Below are 19965 nucleotides of genomic sequence, written 5' to 3' on the forward strand. Positions count from 1 at the left end.
GGTGTCACGAGCCGCAGCCGTCTCTTCGCCGCGAACGTCGCATCACCGCGTCGCGCCCTCGACGCGCCTCCACATATCGGCATTCCGGGCGCGAGGCCTTGCTCCCGGACACAGCCTGTCCCGGCGTCCTGACCGAGCACCATCCTTTCGGCGCCCCCTCCCCACGCATTGACCGTCAACGCCGGAGAATGGCGCCGGGGACACCATCAGGAGCGTCGTGTCGGCTTTCCTTTAGGCTTTCCCTCGAATGTATTCGGACGCCCGCTTCTACGCTGGCCCTCGCCTTTGCCTTGACCAGACGGCTTGGCCTCGCGCGGCTTCTCGAACCCGGCCTTGCCGTGCTCCGCCCTGCCATCGGCAGATTTCCCCTGCGCGGGCCTGTTGCGAAACGTCTTGCCGCGGGGGGGCTCCCCGGATGGCGGAAAGCCGCGCGCCGGCTTCCCGCGGGCGGGCCGCTTCGAAGGCTCAGCAGGCTGGCCGGGCAACACTTCGATGACGACATCGTCGCCATCCGCCCTGCGGGCCGCCTTGCCGAAGCGGTCGGCGGCAGCGAGGCTGACCTCGAAAGCCGTCTCCTCATCGGATATGCGGATGACACCGATATCCTTGCGCGTCACGTTCCCGCGCCGGCAGATCAGGGGCAGCAGCCATTTGGGATCGGCATTGTTGCGGCGCCCGACATTGAGGCGGAACCAGACACTGCCGGCGCCCGAGCCGCCGTCGAAATCCCGGCCGGCCGCCCGGTCGCGCGCGGCACGGGGCTCACCCGGATCGGCGACCTCCTCTGGGGCCGGCAGGCCGGCCCTGTAGAGGCGCACCAGCGCAGCGGCCAGATGCTCGGGCGTATGCGCGGCGAGCAGCGCGAGGCCGGCGCTGGCATCCTCTTCATTCGGCTCATCTGTGATGACCGCATCGCTCAGCATCCGTTCGTGGTCGAGCTTGCGGATGTCCTCGGAGGTGGGCGGGCCGGACCATGAGGGCCGGATGCCGATCGCCCGCATGAGATCCTCGGCCCGGCGCCGGCGAAACGGCGGCACCAGCAGCACGCTCACGCCCTTGCGCCCCGCCCGGCCGGTGCGGCCGCTGCGGTGCTGCAGGCTTTCGGCATCGTTGGGCAGGTCGGCGTGGATGACGAGGCCGAGGTTCGGCAGGTCGATCCCCCGCGCGGCGACGTCGGTGGCGACACAGACCCGCGCGCGCCCGTCCCGCAGCGCCTGCAAGGCGTGGTTGCGCTCGTTCTGGCTCAGTTCTCCAGACAGCGCGACGGCCGAGAACTGGCGCTCCTGAAGCATGGCGTGCAGACGCCGCACGGCCTCCCGCGTGTTGCAGAACACGATGGCGCTTGGAGTATCATAGTAGCGAAGAACGTTGACGATCGCATGCTCGACCTCGGTCGGCGCGACGCGCATGGTGCGGTATTCGATGTCGGCATGCCCGCCTTCGGCCCCCGCCACCTCGATGCGCAAGGCATCGCGCTGGTAACGCTTGGCGAGGGCGATGATCCCACGCGGCATGGTTGCAGAAAACAGCAGGCTGCGCCGCTCCGGCGGGGTGGCGTCGAGAATGAACTCGAGATCCTCGCGAAAGCCGAGATCGAGCATCTCGTCGGCCTCGTCGAGCACGGCCACGCGCAGCGCCGAAAGATCGAGACGGCCGCGTTCCAGATGATCGCGCAGGCGGCCGGGGGTGCCGACGACGATGTGGGCGCCCCGCGCCAGCAGGCGCTGCTCCTGGCGCGGGTCCATGCCGCCGACGCAGGAAACGATGCGGGCTCCGGTCGCTGCGTAAAGCCAGGCGAACTCACGCTGGACCTGGAGCGCCAATTCCCGTGTGGGCGCCACCACCAGCGCCTGCGGCACGCTCGCGAACTCGAAACGCTCCGCGGTGCCCAGCAGCGTTTCGGCCATGGCGAGGCCATAGGCGACCGTCTTGCCGGAACCCGTCTGGGCCGACACGAGAAGATCGCGACCTGACGCCTCGAGCGCCAGCACGGCGAGCTGCACCGGCGTCGGATTATCGTAATCTTTTTCCGCCAGGGAGCGGGCGAGCGCCGGATTTGTCGTCAGGAAGGGCACGGCTGGGTCCGCCTATCTCGCAGTATCGTCAGGCGTCGAAGGGTAGCCGTCGGAAAGCATGTGGAACGCCTTCCTAATACCCCGGGAGCCAAGACGCCACAGCCGCCTGGGTGCGCTTCTAAGGCACATGGCGTCGTTTTCGTAAAGCTATGACCCGCCCCGGGACCAACAGCCACCGGTTTCCTGCACGCCTCCTTCCCTGAATTTTGAGGTATGGAGGCCCCGATGAGCAAAGCGAACTTCACGGGGAACGCCGAGCGCGACGCCGTCCTTCAAGCCCGTGGTGACGATGACCAAGGTCTGATCGTAGAGCCGGCCTGATATGCATCTTTATAAATACAACAACCGCGTCCGAGGCGGACCTTATGACAATCCGATACTCATCAGGCTGGCGTTTCCCCCCGCGGCGGCGGTGTTGATGGATGTCGAGACCTCCTCCATGAGCCAGTTGAGGCAATAGGCATCGGGATCGTTGAGCAGGTCCTGTGTCGACGCGGATTGGGCCAGCACCAAGGGGCCGCCGAGCGTCGCGATCTTGATGTTCACCGCACGGACCCGCTCAGCCTCGCCCTCGATGAGGGCACCTGAGAACGGCCCGTCGGCCTGCCAATCCGAACTCAGCCTAATCCGGGCGGCGACCGCGGCCGGGAGATCAGAAAGCGCACCGTGCAGTCCGGGCGCGGCATCGATGGCAACGAGATTCCCGGTCGCGAGAGCCGCGGCGATCTGGCGGTAGAGGCCCCGCTCCGTCTGCGGCACGAGGAGGATGAGGCCGCGCGGGTGGAGCGCGTAGAGGTTGCGCTCGCCTTCCGGGCCGGCGAGCTCCTTCTCCACCCCGAGCGCGGAGCGCACCGCGAACTCCCGCGCCGCGTTGGCCTCCGAGCGCAGTCCCTTGCGGCTGAGCCAGCTCGCGAAATCGAGCACCGCCGGGTCGGTGTGCACCGTGCCCTGCAGCAGCGGCACCGGCGCTTTCCGAACGAGCCGTCCGAGATAAAGCGGGCCGACGACGCCATCGCCCACGAGCGGCGCCGCTTCGGCTATCGGCGTCTGCACGTGCTGCTGCGGCGGGAGGGGTTCACGGTCAACCACAAGCGCCTGTTCCGGCTTTATCGCGAGGAGCGCCTCAAGGTGCGGCGCCGTGGTGGCCGCAAGCGGGCCATCGGAACGCGGGCACCCATGACGATCCCGATGCGGCCGAACGCGCGCTGGTCGCTCGACTTCGTGTCGGACCAGCTCACCTGTGGCCGTCGCTTGCGCATCCTCACCGTCGTCGACGACTGCACCCGGGAATGCCTCACCCTGCTGGCGGATAAGTCGCTATCCAGCGTGCGGGTGGCGCGGGAGCTGGATCGCCTCGTGACCGAGCGCGGCCGGCCGGAGATGATCGTCAGCGATAACGGCAGCGAGTTCACATCCAATGCCATCCTCGCCTGGGCGGACGCGGCACAGGTCGAGTGGCATTACATCGCGCCGGGCAAGCCCATGCAGAACGCCTTCATCGAGAGCTTCACGGCCGCCTGCGCGATGAGCTTCTCAATGAGACCCTGTTCTCGGCACTGAGCCAGGCCAGAGCGACCCTGAGCGGGTGGCGGTCCGATTACAATGGATCGAGGCCCCACTCCGCCCTCGGCTGGCGACCCCGTCCGCCTTCGCCGCCACCTTCCATCCGCGACGGGATCTGCCGCTGCGCCAAGTCAAAAGCTCCACGCCAGATCCCGCCGCTCACCCGGCCGAAAGGGCCAAATCCACCCGACAGAACGAACTCACCGCTGGATAAAACTTGGGGGCAACGTCAGGGCGGATGCCGGCAATCCGGGCTGACGAACCGGCATCTCGCGCCGGCCTTGCGACAGTCTCTCGCCCCTGCTCGGTGATCCCTTTGCTCCCCCCGCGTCCGGGCGGGAGAAGGCCGAGCTGAAGAACTAGGTCGGCTGGCGCGGGAGCCCGTCTTCATACGACGCCTTCGGCGTGAAGAGCGGATCGCTCAGGGCTCGATCCGCTCAATGATGGTCGCGGTACCCAGACCACCACCACAGCACATGGACTGCAGGCCGAACCGCCCACCGCGTCGCTCCAATTCGCCCAGTAGCAACGTCATCAGCCGCGCCCCGGAGGAGCCCAGCGGATGGCCCATTGCAATGGCACCGCCATTGACATTGACCCGCGAGAGGTCGGGCTGGATTTCATCGATCCAAGCCCCGAGCACCGAAGCGAATGCCTCGTTGACCTCGAACAGGTCGATATCGCTGAGCGCCAGCCCGGCGCGGGCGAGGATGCCCCGGGTCGCCGGGATCGGGCCCGTGAGCATGATCTCGGGATCGACACCGACAACGAGCTGCGCATGAACCCGGGCGCGGGGCGTAAGTCCCAAAGCGCGAGCCTTGCCGGCGCTCATGAGCAGGAGAGCCGCCGCCCCGTCCGAGACCTGGCTGGCATTGCCCGCCGTCACCCGGCCGTCCGGGCGGAAGGGCGGCTTCAGGGTCGCAAGCTTCTCCACGCTCGATCCGGGCCGCACGCCCTCGTCGCGCGTGAGCATCACACCGTCGGCCCCCTCAATGGGGATCATGTCGGCATCGAACCGACCCGCCTCCTGCGCCGCGGCGGCACGGCGGTGGCTTTCCACGGAAAGCTCATCCAGATAGATCCGGTCCAGATGCCACCGCTCGGCGATCCGCTCGGCCGCCTCGCCCATGCTGGGCATGGAAAAGCGCTCGACCAGATCCTTCGGATAACGCGCACCGTAGCGCGTATCGTCATTGCCGCCACGGGTGGCCGACATGATCTCGACGCCGCCGGCCACAACCACATCGCAGACGCCGGAGCGGATCAGCGTATCGGCGAAGTGCACCGCTTGCTGGGACGAACCGCACGCGCGCTGCACGGTGGTGCCCGGAACCGTCACCGGCATTCCCGCCATGAGGAGCGCGGTGCGCGCCACGTTGCCGGCCTGCATGCCCACCTGCGTGGCGCAGCCGGCGACCACGTCATCCACCAGTCCCGGATCGAGGCGGCTGCGCTCCAGAAGGCGGGCGAAGACGTGGCCAAGCAACGCCGCCGCATGCCATTCCCGGAGAGCACCATCCCGGCGCCCGACCGGCGTGCGGACGGCATCAATGATGACCGGTTCATGGTCGCCGACCTCGTGAAACTTCATCTCGTCATTCCTCCTGCCGCGTCAAACGCGCCCGCCTGAGGCGGTTTTCCACATTCACCTGTTCTGCAGCGTCCAGGGCGTGCGCGAGGTCGCAGCGATCACTGGTGCGAACCATGCGCTTCACCTCGGCCACCAGTTCTGTCGGATGGCCCGCGAGTTCCGTCGCACGACGCGCGACGTCCGGAGCCGCATCGGCACCGGAGGGCAGCACCACGAGACCTGGAATCCGGGCCTCGGCAGCCGTGAAAATCCGCCCGTTGGCGAGCAGGTCGAACGCCACCAGAGGTCCCGCACGCCTCACGATGCCGGGCACGACCAAGGCGGGCACAACCGCATGGCGCATCTCGGGGAAACCGAGCCGCGCATCCGCGGCGCACACTGCCACGTCGCACGCGAGCGCCAGCGCGAAGCCCGCGCCCAGGGCGAAGCCGTGGACCTCGGCGATCACCGGCTTGTCGATCTCGCCGGGCGCCTCCAGCAGACGTCGCATGCGGTGCGCATGGGCGGCGGCCACGGCTGCATCGGTGATCCGCGCCGTCTCCTTGAGGTCGGCTCCGGCGGAGAATCCGCCGCCAGTGCCGGCAAGCACCACCACGCGAACCGCGGGATCGGCGCCGGCCGCCGCGATCGTCTCGGTGAGCGCAGCGACGAGGGCGCCGTCGAGCGCGTTGCGCGCCTCGGGTCGGTCGAGAACGAGCCGTCTTACGCCGCCCGCGTCCTCGACGCGCAGCCTGTGGTCACGGGACATCATTTCCTCCAGCCCGGCCCCCGGACGAGAGCCGTGGTGCGGCCCGCCGCGGGGCCGAATGCAGCCCCGCGGCACCGCCTCATCCCCTCACTTGATGGGGTTTTGCACGTCGACCTTGGCGTAGATCTCTTCCCAAAGGAGGCGCTTGAACGTCGCCTGGTCGCGGCCGTTCTTCTCCAGCAGCCCCCGCCACTTTTCGGCAAGGCGGGTCAGTTCGGCAGCGATCTTCTCTGGATCCTTCACCCCAACCTTTGCGCCTTTCTCAACCGCCGTGGCCGTGTATTTTTTGGCAAAATCCTTGATGAAGGCACCGAACTCGGCATCCCCCTTGTAAAACTTGGTTCCCTTCTTGGTGTATTCGGACACGACTTCCTCATCCTCGTGGATGTAGTTGAAGATCGAATCCGTGACCAGTTGGGGAAGGTTGGTGACGATCGCCTTGCGCTGATCGACGGTCAGGGCATTCCACTTGTCGATCCGCAGGTCGAACAGCGCCGCTCCAAGAAAGCCGCCGAGCGGGTCGAGCAGCACGAATTTCGCCGCCTCGCCGTAGGAGCGCGCCTTCTGGGCGGCGATAGAATGAAGCGCGCAATCGATGATGCCGCGATCCAGCGCCTCGTAGCCTTCGTCGGGGCTAACGTTGACCGGCACCGCACCGAGGGCGCGCGCCAGGTCGGCATATGCGGAAATGCCGCGCACGCGCTTGCCCTTGAAATCCGAGAGCTTCTTCATCTCGGTGCGGCAGTGGTAGACATAGGGCGTCAGCGCATAGGTGGCGAGAAAACGCGTGTTGAACTTCTTGTATTCCTCAGTGCATTGCGGGCAGTTGAACAGTTCAAGCTCGTTCAGCACCGCCGTCATCACGAGCGGCTCATCGTTGAGCAAACTGAACTCGGCGAGGAAGTTGTCGACCGGCATTTCGGTAGGAATGTAGGCGCCGACGAAGTACCCGGCATCGGCGATCCCGTCCCGCACGCCGCCCGGGATGTCCTTACCCGACAGGAGAGACGATCCGAAGTGATACTCGAATTTCAGCGTGCCCTTTGAATCCCGCTCCACATCCTGAAAGTAGCGCAGGAGCACCGGGTTGGTGATGTGCTTTGGGTTAAGATAATTCGCATAGACGATCTTGACTGGGTCGGCTGCTTGGGCGGACGCCGGCAGGAGGGCCGTCGCCCCGCTGATGGCAGCCAGACCGGCCGCGAAAAGGACGTGTTTCATTTTTTATCCTCCCGATTTTTCTTCTTCACTTCATTATGTTTGGCAAGAAAAGAGAGATCTCAGGGAAGGAAATGAGAATGATAAGCGTGATGATGTCGGTGACAATGAACCACATCACGCCCTTGAAGATCGTCTCCAGCGGCACTGACTTCCCGACCACGCTCTTGATAACGAAGACATTGAGGCCGACCGGCGGTGTCACGAGCCCGATCTCCAGGTATTTGATGACGAGGACACCAAACCAGATCAGGTTCAGATGGGCCGCCTCCAGCACCGGCAGCATGATCGGCAACGTCAAAAGCATGATGCCGATGGAGTCCAGGAACATCCCGAGGATGATATAGACCACCGACGCGCCGATGATGATGTAGAGCCAGTGCAGCTCCATCCCGTCGACAACATGGGCAACATAAGCCGGCAAGCCGGATACAGCCATGAAGCGCGAAAGCAGGAAGCCGCCGAGCGCGATGAAGAGTATGGTGGCGGTTGAGTTCACCGATTCCACCACGGATTCCTTGATCACGCGCCAGTTCAGCGCCCCCCGCAGCGCGACAATGACGAACGTCATCAATGCACCGCCCGCGGCGGCTTCGGTGGCGGTGAAGATGCCCACATACATGCTGCCGATCACCGCCAGCACCAGCACCGGCAACGGCCACACCGACCCGAGCACCGCCCAGCGGGCCGCCCAGCTCACCGCCTCTTCCACCGGCGGGGCCAAGGCGGGATTCAGCTTGCAGCGGATCGCGATCATGGTCGCGAACATGACCGCCGACAGAATTCCCGGGATGACGCCCGCGACAAGAGCCTGGCTCACCGAGACCTCGGCGAAGATGGCGTAGAGCACCATCAGAATGCTGGGCGGAATCAGCGAACCGAGCGTGCCGGCGGCAGCCACCGCGCCGGTGGCAAGGCCCGGATCGTAGCGGTAACGCAGCATTTCCGGGATCGCGATGCGCCCCATGGCCGACGCGGTGGCGACGCTGGAGCCAGAGGCCGCGGCAAACATCGCGCAGGCGGCGGTGCTGGCCACCGCGAGCCCGCCGGGCAGCGCGCTCAGCCACAACCGCGCGGCCCTGTAGAGACTTTGGGTGAGGCCGCCGTGATAGGCCAGTGTGCCCATGAGGATGAACATGGGCACCGCCGACATCGACCAATGGGCGATGAAATTGTAGGGCTGCTCGGCAAGCACGCTCATCGCCGCCGCCGGCCCTCGTATGACCAGCATCCCGACCACGGAAACCGAGGCGAGCGCGAAGGCGATGGGCACCCGCACGGCCAGCATCAGCAACAAAATGGCGATCGCAAGAATGCCGACGGTGATCGATGACATGATGTGCCCTTGAAGACGCCGGTTCGGGGAAAGGTGGAGGGGGCGCGGCGTCAGTCGACGTCGAGCGCATGGCCATGACGGGCGCCGCCCGGTGCCGGCTTTCCAAAGATGGCGGCGCGCGCTTCCTCCGCCGCGTTGAGCAGGAGATAGAGCGCAAGCACCAGCGCGCCGGCCACCACCAGCCAGCGGGTCGGCCAGATCGTGACGATCACCGTGCCGACCGCGTATTCACCGGCCCGCGTCATGGCGAGGGCCTTCAAGTAGGTCGCATAGCAGAATACGAGCGTCCCGGCGGCGCAGGCGAGGCAGACCACCGCATCGAGCGAGGCCACGGCGCGTGGCGGCATCCAGCCGGTGAACAGCTCAATGATGACGTGGGCCTTGTCCCGCTGCACGCAGGCCAGCGGCAGGAACGTCACCGCGACCATGAAATAGTTGGCGGTCAGCTCCTGACTGCCGGGCACGGTGCCGTTGAACAGGCTGCGCGCCACCGCATCGGCGACGACGATCACCATCATCAGCACGATGCTCAAGCCCGCGGCAAGCAGCAGCAGATTCGGTACCGGATCGAGGATCCTGCGCGCCAATCCCATGGGTTCCTCCCGTGTGCGCCAGTCATGCCGGACGCATCGTCGTTAACTCGAACCATAACAAAGCCTTGATACAGATCAACACAATTCGTCCAGATTGATACTTTGAATTTTGGTATTAATCGGCGGATGCGTTTCGCCACAGTCGCCACACGCTCAGCAGCCCCAGTCATCCCCGGGGCTCTTCCGTCCGTGGAGCAAGCAAAGCGGAACCATGCCTCGCCACGAAGTCGGTCGTGGCGGCACCGGTGCGAAATTCCGCATGCGCGAGCACGGACCGCAGGAACGCGAGATTGCTCCCCACGCCATTGATACACGTCGCCGCCAAAGCATCATCAAGGCGCCGCCGTGCGGCTTCCCTGTCCGGGCCCCAGGCGATCACCTTGGCAATCATGGGATCGTAGAATGGGGTGATCTCGTCGCCCGCCCGAACCCCTGTATCGATGCGCAGGCCGTCGCCCAATGCAGGAAGATTCAGTCGCGCAAGTCGTCCCGGCGTTGGCAGGAACCCACGGTCCGGAGCCTCCGCATAGATGCGGGCTTCGATGGCATGGCCGACCGCCACCGGCGGATCGGGGATCGCCGCCAAGAGGTTTTCGCCGGCCGCCTGGCGCAGCTGCAACGCCACCAGATCGAGGCCCGTCACCATTTCCGTAACGGGGTGCTCCACCTGGATGCGCGTGTTCATCTCCAGGAAGTAGAAACGCCCGGTCGCGGCGTCGACGATGAATTCGACGGTCCCCGCGCCGAGATACCCGACCCGCGCCGCGAGGCGGGCGGCCGCCGTCCTCAGCCCATGGGAGACACCTTCGGGCAGGTTTGCGGCGGGGCTCTCCTCGATCACTTTCTGGAAGCGGCGTTGCACCGAGCAGTCTCGCTCGGGAAAGGCGATGACCCGGCCGGGCGCAACGCCAAACACCTGGACTTCCACATGGCGCGCGGCGGCGACGAAATGTTCGAGATAGACGCCGTCATCACCGAAGCTGCGGGCCGCCTGCTCGCGCGCGCGTTCGACGGCGACCGGGAGATCGGCTTCGGTGTCGACGCGACGCATGCCGATGCCCCCGCCACCGCCTGTCGCCTTCACCAGCAGCGGGAAGCCCACGGATGCGCCGAGGCCGGGCAGGTCCCCCCCCATGTCCCGGGGCAACCGACCAGAGCCTGGCAGAACAGGGACGCCCGCATCCTCGGCCCGCGCGCGGGCGCGCCCCTTGTCACCCATCTCGGCAATGATGGTGTCAGCCGGCCCCACGAAGAGGAGCCCGGCGTCCACGACCTTCCGTGCAAAAGAGGGGCTCTCCGAGAGGAAACCGTAGCCGGGATGGATGGCCATGGCGCCGGTGGCGCGCGCGGCTTCCAGGATGGCATCGGCATCGAGATAGCTCTGCCGCGCCGGAGGGGGACCGATGCGCACCGCCTCGTCCGCCAGCTCCACGTGAAGAGCGTTGCGGTCGGCGTCGGAGTAGACTGCGATGCTTCTCAGCCCGAGGTCGCGGCAGGCCCGCACGATGCGGCAGGCGATCTCGCCGCGATTGGCGATGAGGACACTCTTCATCGACCCCTTCCCGGTTTGGAGCGTGGAGCCGGCGGCCTGGGCCCGGCTGGAATGCGTGCCTATCGCTGAAACGCGAGGGTGGCGTTGCCCTGAAAGACGAGCCTCCGCTCGACCTCGCCTCTCACCGCGAGATCGCAGCAGGGGACCCCCTCCCGCGTCTCCTTCGCCACCACTTCGACGGTCATCACCACCACGTCACCCGGGCGCACCGGATTGAGGAAGCGCCCTTCGATGTCGCGCACGAACGCGCCCGGACCGCCGAACGCAGAGGCGCTGCGCCCGGCGATACCCATGGTCAGCATGCCATGGGCTATCACGCCGCCCAGCCCGGCCTCCCGGGCGTAGGCGTCATCGTAATGGATACGGTTGAAGTCGCCCGAGGCGCCCGCATACATCACCAGTTGGCGGGTCGTAACGGGATCGCTCGAAAGCGTATCCCGGTCCCCCACGGCCAGTTCGTCGAAGCGCCTCTGCATCGCGCCGCGCCTCAGCGCTGGAGGGTCGAATCGAATGTCTCGTTCAACTCCGCCTGGCCGACGATCTGCGCCGTGCGGTCGTGCCCCGCATGAAGCACATGCGTCTCCAGATCGCGGAGATAGCGACTGAGCGGATACTCGTCGAACAGCGCAGTCGAGCCGACCGCGTGGATCAGCTTGTGGGACAGTTCGAAGGCGACGTGCGCTGCCGTGGACTTGGCGCTCATGGAGAGCAGCTCCGCCTCAACCACCGACCGCGTCTTGAACGCGCGAATGGCGTCGTGGAAGAGAGAGCCGGCGGCATCGAGGGCGATGCGCATCTCGCCCATACGCATCTGGATCAGTTCCGCCCTGCCGCGCCCGCGCTCGATCAGGTATTGGCGGCACCACTCGTACATGCCCTCCGTGGTGCCGAGATAGTTGGCGGTGAAGCCGAGATGAAACCGGCCCTGCCAGCGCCCGCGCGGATAGGCGCCGGGCTCGCCGAGGACATGGCTGTCCGGAATGAACACATTGTCGAGGGTGATGATCGGACTTGCCGCGGCACGCATGCCGTTGGGCCGATACCAGTCATTGTCGATCGTCACGCCCTTCATGCCGGGCTCGACGATGAGCATCTGATGGTTGTCGAGATAGTTGTTCACGCCATCGATGGCGGCGAAGATGATAGCAAAGCTCATCATCGGACCGTTCGTGGCGTAGTTTTTCTCGCCATTGAGGATAAACCCTCCATCCACGCGCTTGGCGGAGGTGTTCATCATGTACATGTGCTTGCGTTTTGCCTCGGAGCCCACGAAGCCGGACAGCGACGGGCGCTCGAACATGGGCTGGATGAAGCGCTCGCGCTGCTCCGGCGTGCCCAGATCGTTCACCGCCCAGGCGGTGTGGTTCTGCACCTGGTAGCAGTGGGCGGTGGAACTGCATCCCCGTGCGATCACGCGCAGCGCCTGCAGATAGGTGGCGGGATCGTCCGTGGTGAGGTTCGAGCCCTTGCCGCCCATCTCCTTGGGGAGCGTCGTGGTCAGCCAGCCGCGGGAGAAGAGCGCCTCGATATTCTCGCGCGGCATATCGCAATTGGCGTCATAGCTCGCGCCGCGCGGGCGAAATTCGCCGATTGCAAGGGCTGCCAGCTCCTTGATGTCGTCACGCTCCAGCGCATCGACGGGATCGATCATCGTCTCCTCCACTTCCGATTATTCTTGAGAGAGTGGCACCGCCCGGCGATCAGCCGCGCCGCGTCTCCGGGCCGCCGCTCGCATAGACGACCTGCCCATTCACGAATCCCGCCTCGTCGGAGCACAGGAAGCAGACGAGGTTCGCCACGTCGCGCGGTACGCCAACCCGGCCAATGGCGATGGTCTTCGCACGCATCTGGCGGTAGGCCTCAGGCTCGTGGCCAAGCCGGCGAGCCGTGAGCTGCGTCATCTCGGTATCGATGAAGCCGGGTGCCACTGCGTTCACATTGATGTTGAAGCGCCCCAATTCGAGCGCGAGGCTGCGGGTAAAACCTTGCAGCCCGGCCTTGGCGGTCGAATAGTTGACCTGCCCGCGATTTCCGAGCGCGGAGGTGGAAGAGATGTTGCAGATCTTGCCGTAGTTCTGGCGCACCATGTGCCGTTGGGCGGCGCGCGTACACAGGAATGCGCCACGCAGATGGACCCCCATCACGAGATCCCAATCCTCATCTTCCATCTTGTGAATGAGGTTGTCTCTGGTGACGCCGGCATTGTTGACGAGCACATCGATCCCGCCGAGCCGCTGCGCCACCTCTTCGGCCATCGCTTCGACGCTCTCACGCACGGAGACGTCGCAGGCGATGCCCACCGCCTGGGTTTCGTAGGTCGCAGCGATTTCCGCTGCCGTAGCCGCGGCGGTGGCGGCATCGAGATCGACCACCGCCACTGCGGCGCCGTCCTCCGCAAACCTCTCCGCCGTTGCCCGGCCGATACCTCGGGCAGAGCCAGTGACGACCACCCGCCGGCCGGAAAAGCGCTTCTCCCCCATCGCGTCTCTCTCCCATCGGGTCCCTCGCCGCATCTGCCGATACCGGGCGGGACTCCTATTGTTAGGCCATTCTGAGCACGTTCAAATCAGATTGTCACCATTTATATGGTAATAATACATGCCATTGATGCGATGAAATGATCACAATCTGCAGCTTCAGCGGCTGCGGGGCCGTCTTGATCACGGAGAAGCCGGGCGCCCCGACTCCGGAGGCACGAGACCGAGGCGTTGCAGCGCCTCGGCGCGAAGCTTGAATTTCTGGACCTTCCCAGTGCCGGAGGTCAGCGGCAGCGCTTCGATGAAAAACACGCGGGCCGGCATCTTGTAGGCGGCGATCTTCGGCTTCAGGTAGCCGAGCAATTCCGCCTCCTGCGCCCCCTCCCCCGTAGCGGGAACCACGAAGGCGATGCCCACCTCGCCATATCGATCGTCGGGCACACCGACGACGGCGCACACCTCCACGCGCGGGTGGCGATCCAGCACCGCTTCCACCTCCGCCGGAGAGACGTTGAAGCCGCGCGACTTATAGGTGTCGCCAAGGCGGCCGAGCAGCGTGACACGGCCGGTCTCGTCCTGCCGTCCCCAGTCGCCGGTGCGCAGCCAGCCGTCAGGGTTGATGGCGCGGGCCGTCTCCTCCGGCTTCTTGTAGTAGCCAAGCATGATGGAATAGCCGCGCACCCAGATCTCGCCCGGCTCGCCGGCGGGCATGGGCGCGAGCGTCGCGGGGTCGATGATCGACACTTCGAGGTCCGGCAGCGGCCAGCCCTGGGTGGCGTGGCGCACCTCGCGCGGGTCGTCCCAGCGGTTGCGGGTCACCACAGTGGTGGTCTCGGTCATGCCGTAGCCGGTGATGGTGCCGGGCACGCCCAGTTCATCCTCCACCTGGGCGAGGATTTCGGGGTCAATGCTCAGCGTATAGGCGAGGCGCAGGGACGACGTGTCGGTCCTGCGGAAGTCCGCGTGGGCGAGCAGCTGGCGCAGGATCGGCGGCAGCACGTGCATGCCCGTGACGTTCTCGCGCGCGATCGCCGCAAGGCATGCACCGGCATCGAACTGCTCGCCCAGCACGACCTTGGCCCCACGCACCCAATAGGGTGCGATGCCGTTCATCGTGGCCATGGAGCCGAACATGGGAATGGCGAGATAGAGGCAATCGTCCGCGGTCAGATCCACGCGGATGCCGATGTCCCACGCCTTGCGCCACAGGCAATGGGAAATCATCGCCCCCTTCGGCAGGGCCGTGGTGCCGGAGCTGTAGGAGATAATGGCCGGGGACGCGGGATCGTCCGCCATGTCCGGCATCGCATCTGAGGGACTGTCGAGCCCGGCCCAGGTGAGAGCCCCGGAATAGCCACGGTTCGTGTCCTCGCAGATGATCACAAAATCGAGCAGAGGCAAGGCTTCGCCAGCTATTGCGCCCGGCGCGCCGTCGCGGAGGCCGGGGCACAGCTCCGCGAGCGCGACGAGGAAATCGGGACCCTCGCCGGCATCGGTCACGATCACCGCCCGGCAGTCGGACTGGCCGAGCTGGTAGGCAATTTCGTCGCGCCGAAGACGGGTGTTCAGCATCACGCAGACCAGTCCCATCTGCGCCGCGCCGAGCCACGACCAGATGAATTCAGGCCGGTTCGGCATCAGAATTCCGACCTTGTCGCCGGGCTTCAGCCCCAGCGCCGCGAACCGCCGGGACGCGGCATCGGCCTCGCGGCGGAGATCGGCGAAGGAGAAGCGCTGATCGCGGAACACCAGGGCGTCTCGCTCCCCATGACGCGCGGCAAGCATCGCCAGGGCCTGCGCGTAGGTCGCATTGCGGAACGGATTGCTCATTGTTGTTTCCCTTCCCTCCCGGCGCTCGACCCGCCTTAGGCGAAGGCGCGCCAGTTGATCGTTTCCGGAGAACGCGCCACGGCGTGGGGCTGGCGACCCGAATGTCCGACATGCGACGGCTCAGTCCGCCGGGGCGCGGGAGGAATTGTCCGGCGGCCTCGGCGAGGCCGGCCGCCTCCGTAACATCCCTGTATCAATGTAGCCGTCAGATAAGTTACATTATGCTGGACATTGATCTTCGGCCGGAGAACCCGAACGCCATGACTGACGCCGCCGGCGCGGGGGTATGGACACCCGACATTTCGAAGTTTGAAGGCCCGCGCTATCTCGCGCTCGCGGGCGCCATCGCAGAGGCCATCGACAGCGGCGAGCTGCCGCTCGGCGCGCAATTGCCCCCGCAGCGCGATCTGGCCGAACAGCTCGGCGTCACCGTCGGGACGGTCGGACGCGCGTACAACATCATGAAGAAGCGCCAGCTGGTCTCCGGCGAGGTCGGGCGTGGCACCTTCGTCTGCCGTGGGATCGAGGCGACCATCCCGAACTACCTGCCCGAGCGCATGCCCGGCACCATCGATTTCGCCTGCTACCGTTCGCCCGTGGCCGGCCTTTCCGAGGAACTCGGGAAGGCCATGACGCTCGCCGCGGCACGCGCCGCCCTCATGCCGGTGCACAAGTATCCGCCCGCCGAAGGCCTGCTGAGCCACCGCACCGCCGGTGCCCAGTGGATTCGCCGCTCCGGCCTCCAGGTGACGCCCGACCGCGTGATCGCCTGCGGAGGCGGCCAACAGGCGCTGCTGGTGGCCATCAGCGGCACCGTCGGCCCCGGCGAAACCCTCTTGTCCGAAGCGCTCACCTATTCCGGCGTCAATTCCCTCGGCGCGCTGCTCGGGCGCCGTCTGGCGCCTGTGGCCATCGACGGCGAAGGCATCATTCCCGAGGCCCTGGAGGAGGCGGTCGCCACCACCGGCGGGCGCTGCCTCTATCTTCAGCCCACGGTTCACAATCCCACCGCGGCGATGATGTCCGAGAAGCGTCGCCAGCGCATCGCCGACCTTGCGCGCCGCCATGATCTGATCCTCATCGAGGACGACGCCGCCATCAGCGGCATGACGGAGCGCCCTCTGCCCATCGCGCACTTCGCGCCGGAGCGGACGATCTATCTCAGCTCGTTCGGCAAGAGCGTCACCCCGGCTCTGCGCGTCGCCTACATGGCGAGCCCGCCGACGCTCTGCGAACGCCTCGTCCACACGCTCCATGCGCTGATGCTTGCCAACGCGCCGCTGCCGCTGGAGATCGCCGGGACGATGATCGCCGACGGTTCCGCCGACGCCATCGCCCGCCACAATCTGGCCGAGCTGCGTGCCCGCCACGAAGCGGCTCTCAAGCTGCTGGCGGGCTGGAAGGTCTCCAGTCACCCAGCCGCATTCTTCCAGTGGCTGCATCTCCCGGATCACTGGAACGCGGCGGAGTTCTGCGAGGCAGCCTATCGGGAGGGTGTCTCGGTCGTGCCGTCGGACAATTTCACCATCGGCGGGTCGAGGCCGCCCCGCGCGTTCCGCATCTCGGTCAATCCGGCGCAGAAGGCGAGTGTTCTCGCCAAGGGCATCGACATCCTCACCCGACTTGCCCGCGAGCGCCCGCAGCCACGCATGACCGTGGTGTAGGGCTAGAGCGCGCCCCCCCGGCCGGAACGCCGGCCCTCGGAGCTGGCGGCTCATGCGCCGCCCTCCGGCGTCGGCGACTGGCCGTGCAGCGCGATCTCCCACTCGAGATAAGACCGCATTCCGGTCAGCCCACGCCGATAGGGCGGATCCACGATGTCGTCGGCGCCCGCTCCATCAGGCAGGCCTTCCGCGAGCGAAAATCCCGCGGCGCGCCAGGCGGCGATGCCGCCTTCAAGGACATAGATTTCCTCGCGGCCGAGACGTGCCAGCGCGCGTGCGGCGAGAATGGATTGAGCCTCCTCCGCCGATGCGAGCACCACCGTCCGGCCCGGTGGGAGCTCCGCCGCCCGAAGCTCCACCGAGCCGCGCGGCAGCCAGAGCGCACCCGGTATGTGGCCCGACGCAAGATCGCGGCTCGAACCCACGTCGACCACCAGGGGCCGCGTCTCAGGCGGCGCGTCCAGGCGGCGGGAGAGGTTCGCCGCGTCCAGGAAGGCGCAAGCGGAAGTCGGGGCGGCAAGGCCCAGCGGCGTGGCGCGGGCGTGGCCCTGCACGACCCTGCGGCCCGAGTCGCGCCAGGCCGGCACGCCCCCTGCGAGCACATGGACACGCGGGAAACCCATGCGCCGATACCAATAGGCGGCAAGCAAGGCGCGCGCGTCTCCTTCGTCCACAAACACCACGTCGGCACCGGGCACGGCGATGAAGTCGTCGGCCCGCTGCACCGCCTGTCCGCCCGGAGCGAACGCGGCGCCAGCGATGTGCCCGGCGTCGAAGGCATCTTTCGCCCGAACGTCGATGAGGCGCACATCGGCGGATGGGCGGGCAAGGAGCGCTGAGAGACCTTGGGGAGAAAGGAAACCGACCCCGTGCGTTCGCGCCAAGCCTTCGGCGCAGGCCACGGCGTGCGCCCGGCTGCCGGACGAAGGAGGCGGAGAGCCCGCCTCCCCGCGCTCCAGCGCGCGGCCATCCAGCTGCCAGCCCATGGTGCCATTCTCAAGCGCAAAGACCGATCGCACGCCGAGCAGCGCCAGAGTGGCGGCACCGATGATGGAGCGCGTGCGGCCGGCGCAATTCACCACAACCGTGTCGCACTCCGCCTCCAGATCCATGAGGCGAAGCGCCAGCTCGAAGCCGGGCGCAGATCGGGCCGTCGGAATGTGCGCGTCAGCGAACTCCTCCGCGGTGCGGACATCCCGGATTGCAACGCGCACACCGTCGGCACGGAGGGCGTCGAGCCCCGCCGCATCGATATGGCTCACCCGGTCCTCGGCGAGAACCCGCTCGCCAAAGGTCTTGCACGGCACGTTCACGCCCGTCGCCGGCCGGCCACCACGCACGCGCCAGCCGGCGAGGCCGTGGGCGAGCACGCTCACACGACTATAGCCGTACCCGCGAAGATCGTCCGCCGCGAGCACGGCGCGACGATCGTCCCCGCCGTCGTCGTACAGCACCACCGGGGTGGCGCGAGCGGGCACCAGTTCCTCCACGCGATACTCGAGCCGGCGACGCGGCAGCGATGTGGCGCCGGGGATATGGCCTCGCTCGTAAGCGCCGTGCTCGCGGACATCGAGCAGCGCCCATTTCCGGCTCGGCCAGGCGTGCCGTGGGTCGGCAAGCGCCGCAGCAAAGGCGTCCGCCGTCATCAGGGGGGTGGCGGCGATGGCATCCATCGCTCAGATCGCCGGGGCGGCGCGATAGACCATGACCCGCCGGTGGCGGTAGACCGGCGCGCCGGCCGCATCTCGGCCCTCGATCTCCTGAACCAAAAGCTCCATGGCGCCGGAGCGCGCCTGCTTCTCCTCCACCCCGACAAAGGTGATGCAGCAGGTGAGGATGTCTCCCACCACGATCGGCCTCGCATAGTGAAAGCCCTGCTCGCCGGCGAGCACGCGCCGCCGGTCGAGGTTGCGGGTCCACTCGGGCTCTTCGGGGCAGTGAAAGGAAACCGGGAAGGTGGGCGGCGCAATGATGCCGGCATAGCCCTGCGCCCGCGCCGCCTCCATATCGCGGTACACGGGATTGGGGTCGCCGATGGCGTCGGCGAAGCGCCGCACGGCCCCCTTCTCCACCTCGACGATGTAGGGGGCGCTGCGTCTGCCGATCAGCGAGCGGTCGATCTCGACGGTCACGGCGGCCTCCCTCAGGCCTTCTTCCACTGGCTGTTCTCACGCTCGAGGATGGCAGCCGCGATCATGTTCTTGTGGATCTGCATGGTGCCGCCATAGATCGAGCCGCCACGCACCTCGGCATAGCGGTGAACGAGGGGATATTCCTTGGTGTAGCCGTTGGCGCCGAGCACCTGGATGGCGTCGTCACAGATTTCCTTCGCCGCTTTGGCGGTGAACACCTTGGCAATGGAGGTCTCAAGCGGCGCGGGCAGGCCCGTGACCTGGGCCGTCGATGCCGCGCGCATGACGAGCAGGTGGGCCGCATCGAGCTTCACGCGCATGTCGGCCAGCATCCACTGGATGCCTTGAAAATCGCAGATCTCGCGACCGAACTGCCGCCTCTCCTTGGAATAAGCGAGCGCGAATTCATAGGCCGCGCGCGCGGAACCCAACATTCGCGCCATGCTTCCGAGGCGCTCGGCATTGTAGACGCTGATGAGCTTTCCGAATGCCCCTCCATCAAGGAGAATATTCTCCTTCGGCACCCGGCAATCGTCGAAATAAAGCTCGAACAGAAGCTCGTCGGCCATATTGAGCGTGCCGTTCGAATGGCGGAAGCCCGGCGCATCATGCGGGACGATGACGGCACCGATGTCCGACGCCTTCCCCGACGTGCCAAACCGGCAATAGACCAGCGTGAACTCGTTGATGTTCACGAAGCTGACGAACTGCTTGGAGCCGTTGAGCACCACGTGGTCGCCGTCGATCCGGGCGCGGGTCTTCAATGCGGTGGCGGCCGAGCCGGCGTCAGGCTCGGTAATGCCGATGGAGATGCCGATCTCTCCGCGGCACAGGGGCTCGACGAAGCGCGCGCGCTGCTCGGGCGTGCCGTATTCCACAACGGCACCAACGGCGCCCGTGGAGGTGCGGTGGCTCAAGCCACCGACGATGGGCGCGCAGGCCTGGAGGGTCTGGATCACCAGCAGCGTATCGAGAAGCGGAAGACCGAGGCCACCATGCTCGGGAGGCAGATTGAGCCCAAGAAGCCCCTGCTCCGCCATGGCGCGGCGCAAGCGGCGCACGCCGGCGACACTGGAATCCGCCACCAGCGGAGCAAGCTTGCGCTCGTACGCCCCCTTCGCCGCCTCGATCAACTCCTTCTGACGATCGGTCAGTTGAAAATCCATCCGGATGTCTTCCTGCCCTG

General features: G+C 66.5%; 17 protein-coding genes and 1 pseudogene. 3 read left to right on the plus strand and 15 right to left on the minus strand.

Features of this window, described 5'->3' with window-relative positions:
- Positions 1–206: 206 nt before the first annotated feature.
- Positions 207–2075, minus strand: coding sequence for a DEAD/DEAH box helicase (locus EJ105_RS14280; RefSeq protein ID WP_250166848.1), 1869 nt, complete (start codon positions 2073–2075; stop codon positions 207–209).
- A 363-nt stretch (positions 2076–2438) separates the two neighbouring features.
- Positions 2439–3077, minus strand: a pseudogene (locus EJ105_RS14285) (trifunctional transcriptional regulator/proline dehydrogenase/L-glutamate gamma-semialdehyde dehydrogenase); the annotation flags it as partial.
- A gap of 51 nt (positions 3078–3128) precedes the next feature.
- Here EJ105_RS14285 and EJ105_RS14290 point away from each other — a divergent pair.
- Together EJ105_RS14290 and EJ105_RS28110 are read left to right on the plus strand one after the other, a co-directional pair.
- On the plus strand, positions 3129–3635 hold the full coding sequence (locus tag EJ105_RS14290; RefSeq protein ID WP_431192966.1) for a DDE-type integrase/transposase/recombinase: 507 nt from the start codon (positions 3129–3131) through the stop codon (positions 3633–3635).
- Positions 3530–3949 carry an integrase core domain-containing protein gene (locus tag EJ105_RS28110; protein WP_431192967.1) on the plus strand — a complete coding sequence of 140 codons (420 nt, stop codon included), beginning with the start codon at positions 3530–3532 and terminating at the stop codon, positions 3947–3949. The genes EJ105_RS14290 and EJ105_RS28110 overlap by 106 nt, the downstream gene beginning before the upstream one ends.
- A gap of 110 nt (positions 3950–4059) precedes the next feature.
- Here EJ105_RS28110 and EJ105_RS14295 read toward each other — a convergent pair whose 3' ends face one another.
- The 10 genes from EJ105_RS14295 to EJ105_RS14340 form a co-directional block, all read right to left on the minus strand.
- Positions 4060–5229, minus strand: a complete 1170-nt coding sequence (locus EJ105_RS14295; protein WP_250166849.1) for a thiolase family protein — start codon at positions 5227–5229, stop codon at positions 4060–4062.
- 4 nt (positions 5230–5233) lie between these two features.
- Positions 5234–5977 (minus strand): enoyl-CoA hydratase/isomerase family protein, encoded by a 744-nt coding sequence (locus tag EJ105_RS14300; RefSeq protein ID WP_250166850.1) that lies wholly within the window; start codon positions 5975–5977, stop codon positions 5234–5236.
- Positions 5978–6064: 87 nt separating this feature from the next.
- Positions 6065–7198 carry a C4-dicarboxylate TRAP transporter substrate-binding protein gene (locus EJ105_RS14305; RefSeq protein ID WP_250166851.1) on the minus strand — a complete coding sequence of 378 codons (1134 nt, stop codon included), beginning with the start codon at positions 7196–7198 and terminating at the stop codon, positions 6065–6067.
- Positions 7199–7223: 25 nt separating this feature from the next.
- Positions 7224–8531 carry a TRAP transporter large permease gene (locus tag EJ105_RS14310; RefSeq protein ID WP_029557508.1) on the minus strand — a complete coding sequence of 436 codons (1308 nt, stop codon included), beginning with the start codon at positions 8529–8531 and terminating at the stop codon, positions 7224–7226.
- 50 nt (positions 8532–8581) lie between these two features.
- The gene (locus tag EJ105_RS14315; protein ID WP_250166852.1) at positions 8582–9124 is read right to left on the minus strand and encodes a TRAP transporter small permease; all 543 of its coding nucleotides are present in this window, start codon (positions 9122–9124) and stop codon (positions 8582–8584) included.
- Between the two features lie 166 nt (positions 9125–9290).
- Positions 9291–10676, minus strand: a complete 1386-nt coding sequence (locus EJ105_RS14320) for an acetyl-CoA carboxylase biotin carboxylase subunit (RefSeq protein WP_250166853.1) — start codon at positions 10674–10676, stop codon at positions 9291–9293.
- Between the two features lie 59 nt (positions 10677–10735).
- A complete protein-coding gene (locus tag EJ105_RS14325) occupies positions 10736–11152 on the minus strand; it encodes a MaoC family dehydratase (RefSeq protein ID WP_250166854.1) in 417 nt (138 codons plus the stop codon).
- A gap of 11 nt (positions 11153–11163) precedes the next feature.
- Positions 11164–12327 (minus strand): acyl-CoA dehydrogenase family protein, encoded by a 1164-nt coding sequence (locus tag EJ105_RS14330; RefSeq protein ID WP_197022996.1) that lies wholly within the window; start codon positions 12325–12327, stop codon positions 11164–11166.
- A gap of 49 nt (positions 12328–12376) precedes the next feature.
- Positions 12377–13156, minus strand: coding sequence for a 3-oxoacyl-ACP reductase FabG (fabG, locus tag EJ105_RS14335; RefSeq protein ID WP_029557503.1), 780 nt, complete (start codon positions 13154–13156; stop codon positions 12377–12379).
- A gap of 180 nt (positions 13157–13336) precedes the next feature.
- A complete protein-coding gene (locus tag EJ105_RS14340; protein ID WP_250166855.1) occupies positions 13337–14983 on the minus strand; it encodes a class I adenylate-forming enzyme family protein in 1647 nt (548 codons plus the stop codon).
- A 260-nt stretch (positions 14984–15243) separates the two neighbouring features.
- Between EJ105_RS14340 and EJ105_RS14345 the strand changes: the two genes are divergently transcribed.
- Positions 15244–16647, plus strand: a complete 1404-nt coding sequence (locus EJ105_RS14345) for an aminotransferase-like domain-containing protein (protein ID WP_250166856.1) — start codon at positions 15244–15246, stop codon at positions 16645–16647.
- A gap of 50 nt (positions 16648–16697) precedes the next feature.
- Here EJ105_RS14345 and EJ105_RS14350 read toward each other — a convergent pair whose 3' ends face one another.
- From EJ105_RS14350 to EJ105_RS14360, 3 genes are read right to left on the minus strand one after another with little or no spacing between them, the layout of a single operon-like run.
- A complete protein-coding gene (locus EJ105_RS14350; RefSeq protein ID WP_250166857.1) occupies positions 16698–18320 on the minus strand; it encodes a rhodanese-like domain-containing protein in 1623 nt (540 codons plus the stop codon).
- Between the two features lie 3 nt (positions 18321–18323).
- On the minus strand, positions 18324–18779 hold the full coding sequence (locus EJ105_RS14355) for a MaoC family dehydratase N-terminal domain-containing protein (RefSeq protein ID WP_250166858.1): 456 nt from the start codon (positions 18777–18779) through the stop codon (positions 18324–18326).
- Between the two features lie 11 nt (positions 18780–18790).
- Entirely contained in the window at positions 18791–19945 is a 1155-nt protein-coding gene (locus tag EJ105_RS14360; protein ID WP_250166859.1) for an acyl-CoA dehydrogenase family protein, read from the minus strand.
- Positions 19946–19965 lie beyond the last annotated feature (20 nt).

The organism is Xanthobacter aminoxidans (genome assembly GCF_023571765.1).
Taxonomy (GTDB): Bacteria; Pseudomonadota; Alphaproteobacteria; order Rhizobiales; family Xanthobacteraceae; genus Xanthobacter; species Xanthobacter aminoxidans.

Bases quoted from the DNA above. Each gene is read 5' to 3' on its own strand.
- EJ105_RS14295 (WP_250166849.1), bottom strand. From the start codon at position 5,229: ATGAAGTTTCACGAGGTCGGCGACCATGAACCGGTCATCATTGATGCC.
- EJ105_RS14300 (WP_250166850.1), bottom strand. From the start codon at position 5,977: ATGTCCCGTGACCACAGGCTGCGCGTCGAGGACGCGGGCGGCGTAAGA.
- EJ105_RS14305 (WP_250166851.1), bottom strand. From the start codon at position 7,198: ATGAAACACGTCCTTTTCGCGGCCGGTCTGGCTGCCATCAGCGGGGCG.
- EJ105_RS14310 (WP_029557508.1), bottom strand. From the start codon at position 8,531: ATGTCATCGATCACCGTCGGCATTCTTGCGATCGCCATTTTGTTGCTG.
- EJ105_RS14315 (WP_250166852.1), bottom strand. From the start codon at position 9,124: ATGGGATTGGCGCGCAGGATCCTCGATCCGGTACCGAATCTGCTGCTG.
- EJ105_RS14320 (WP_250166853.1), bottom strand. From the start codon at position 10,676: ATGAAGAGTGTCCTCATCGCCAATCGCGGCGAGATCGCCTGCCGCATC.
- EJ105_RS14325 (WP_250166854.1), bottom strand. From the start codon at position 11,152: ATGCAGAGGCGCTTCGACGAACTGGCCGTGGGGGACCGGGATACGCTT.
- EJ105_RS14330 (WP_197022996.1), bottom strand. From the start codon at position 12,327: ATGATCGATCCCGTCGATGCGCTGGAGCGTGACGACATCAAGGAGCTG.
- fabG (WP_029557503.1), bottom strand. From the start codon at position 13,156: ATGGGGGAGAAGCGCTTTTCCGGCCGGCGGGTGGTCGTCACTGGCTCT.
- EJ105_RS14340 (WP_250166855.1), bottom strand. From the start codon at position 14,983: ATGAGCAATCCGTTCCGCAATGCGACCTACGCGCAGGCCCTGGCGATG.
- EJ105_RS14345 (WP_250166856.1), top strand. From the start codon at position 15,244: ATGACTGACGCCGCCGGCGCGGGGGTATGGACACCCGACATTTCGAAG.
- EJ105_RS14350 (WP_250166857.1), bottom strand. From the start codon at position 18,320: ATGGATGCCATCGCCGCCACCCCCCTGATGACGGCGGACGCCTTTGCT.
- EJ105_RS14360 (WP_250166859.1), bottom strand. From the start codon at position 19,945: ATGGATTTTCAACTGACCGATCGTCAGAAGGAGTTGATCGAGGCGGCG.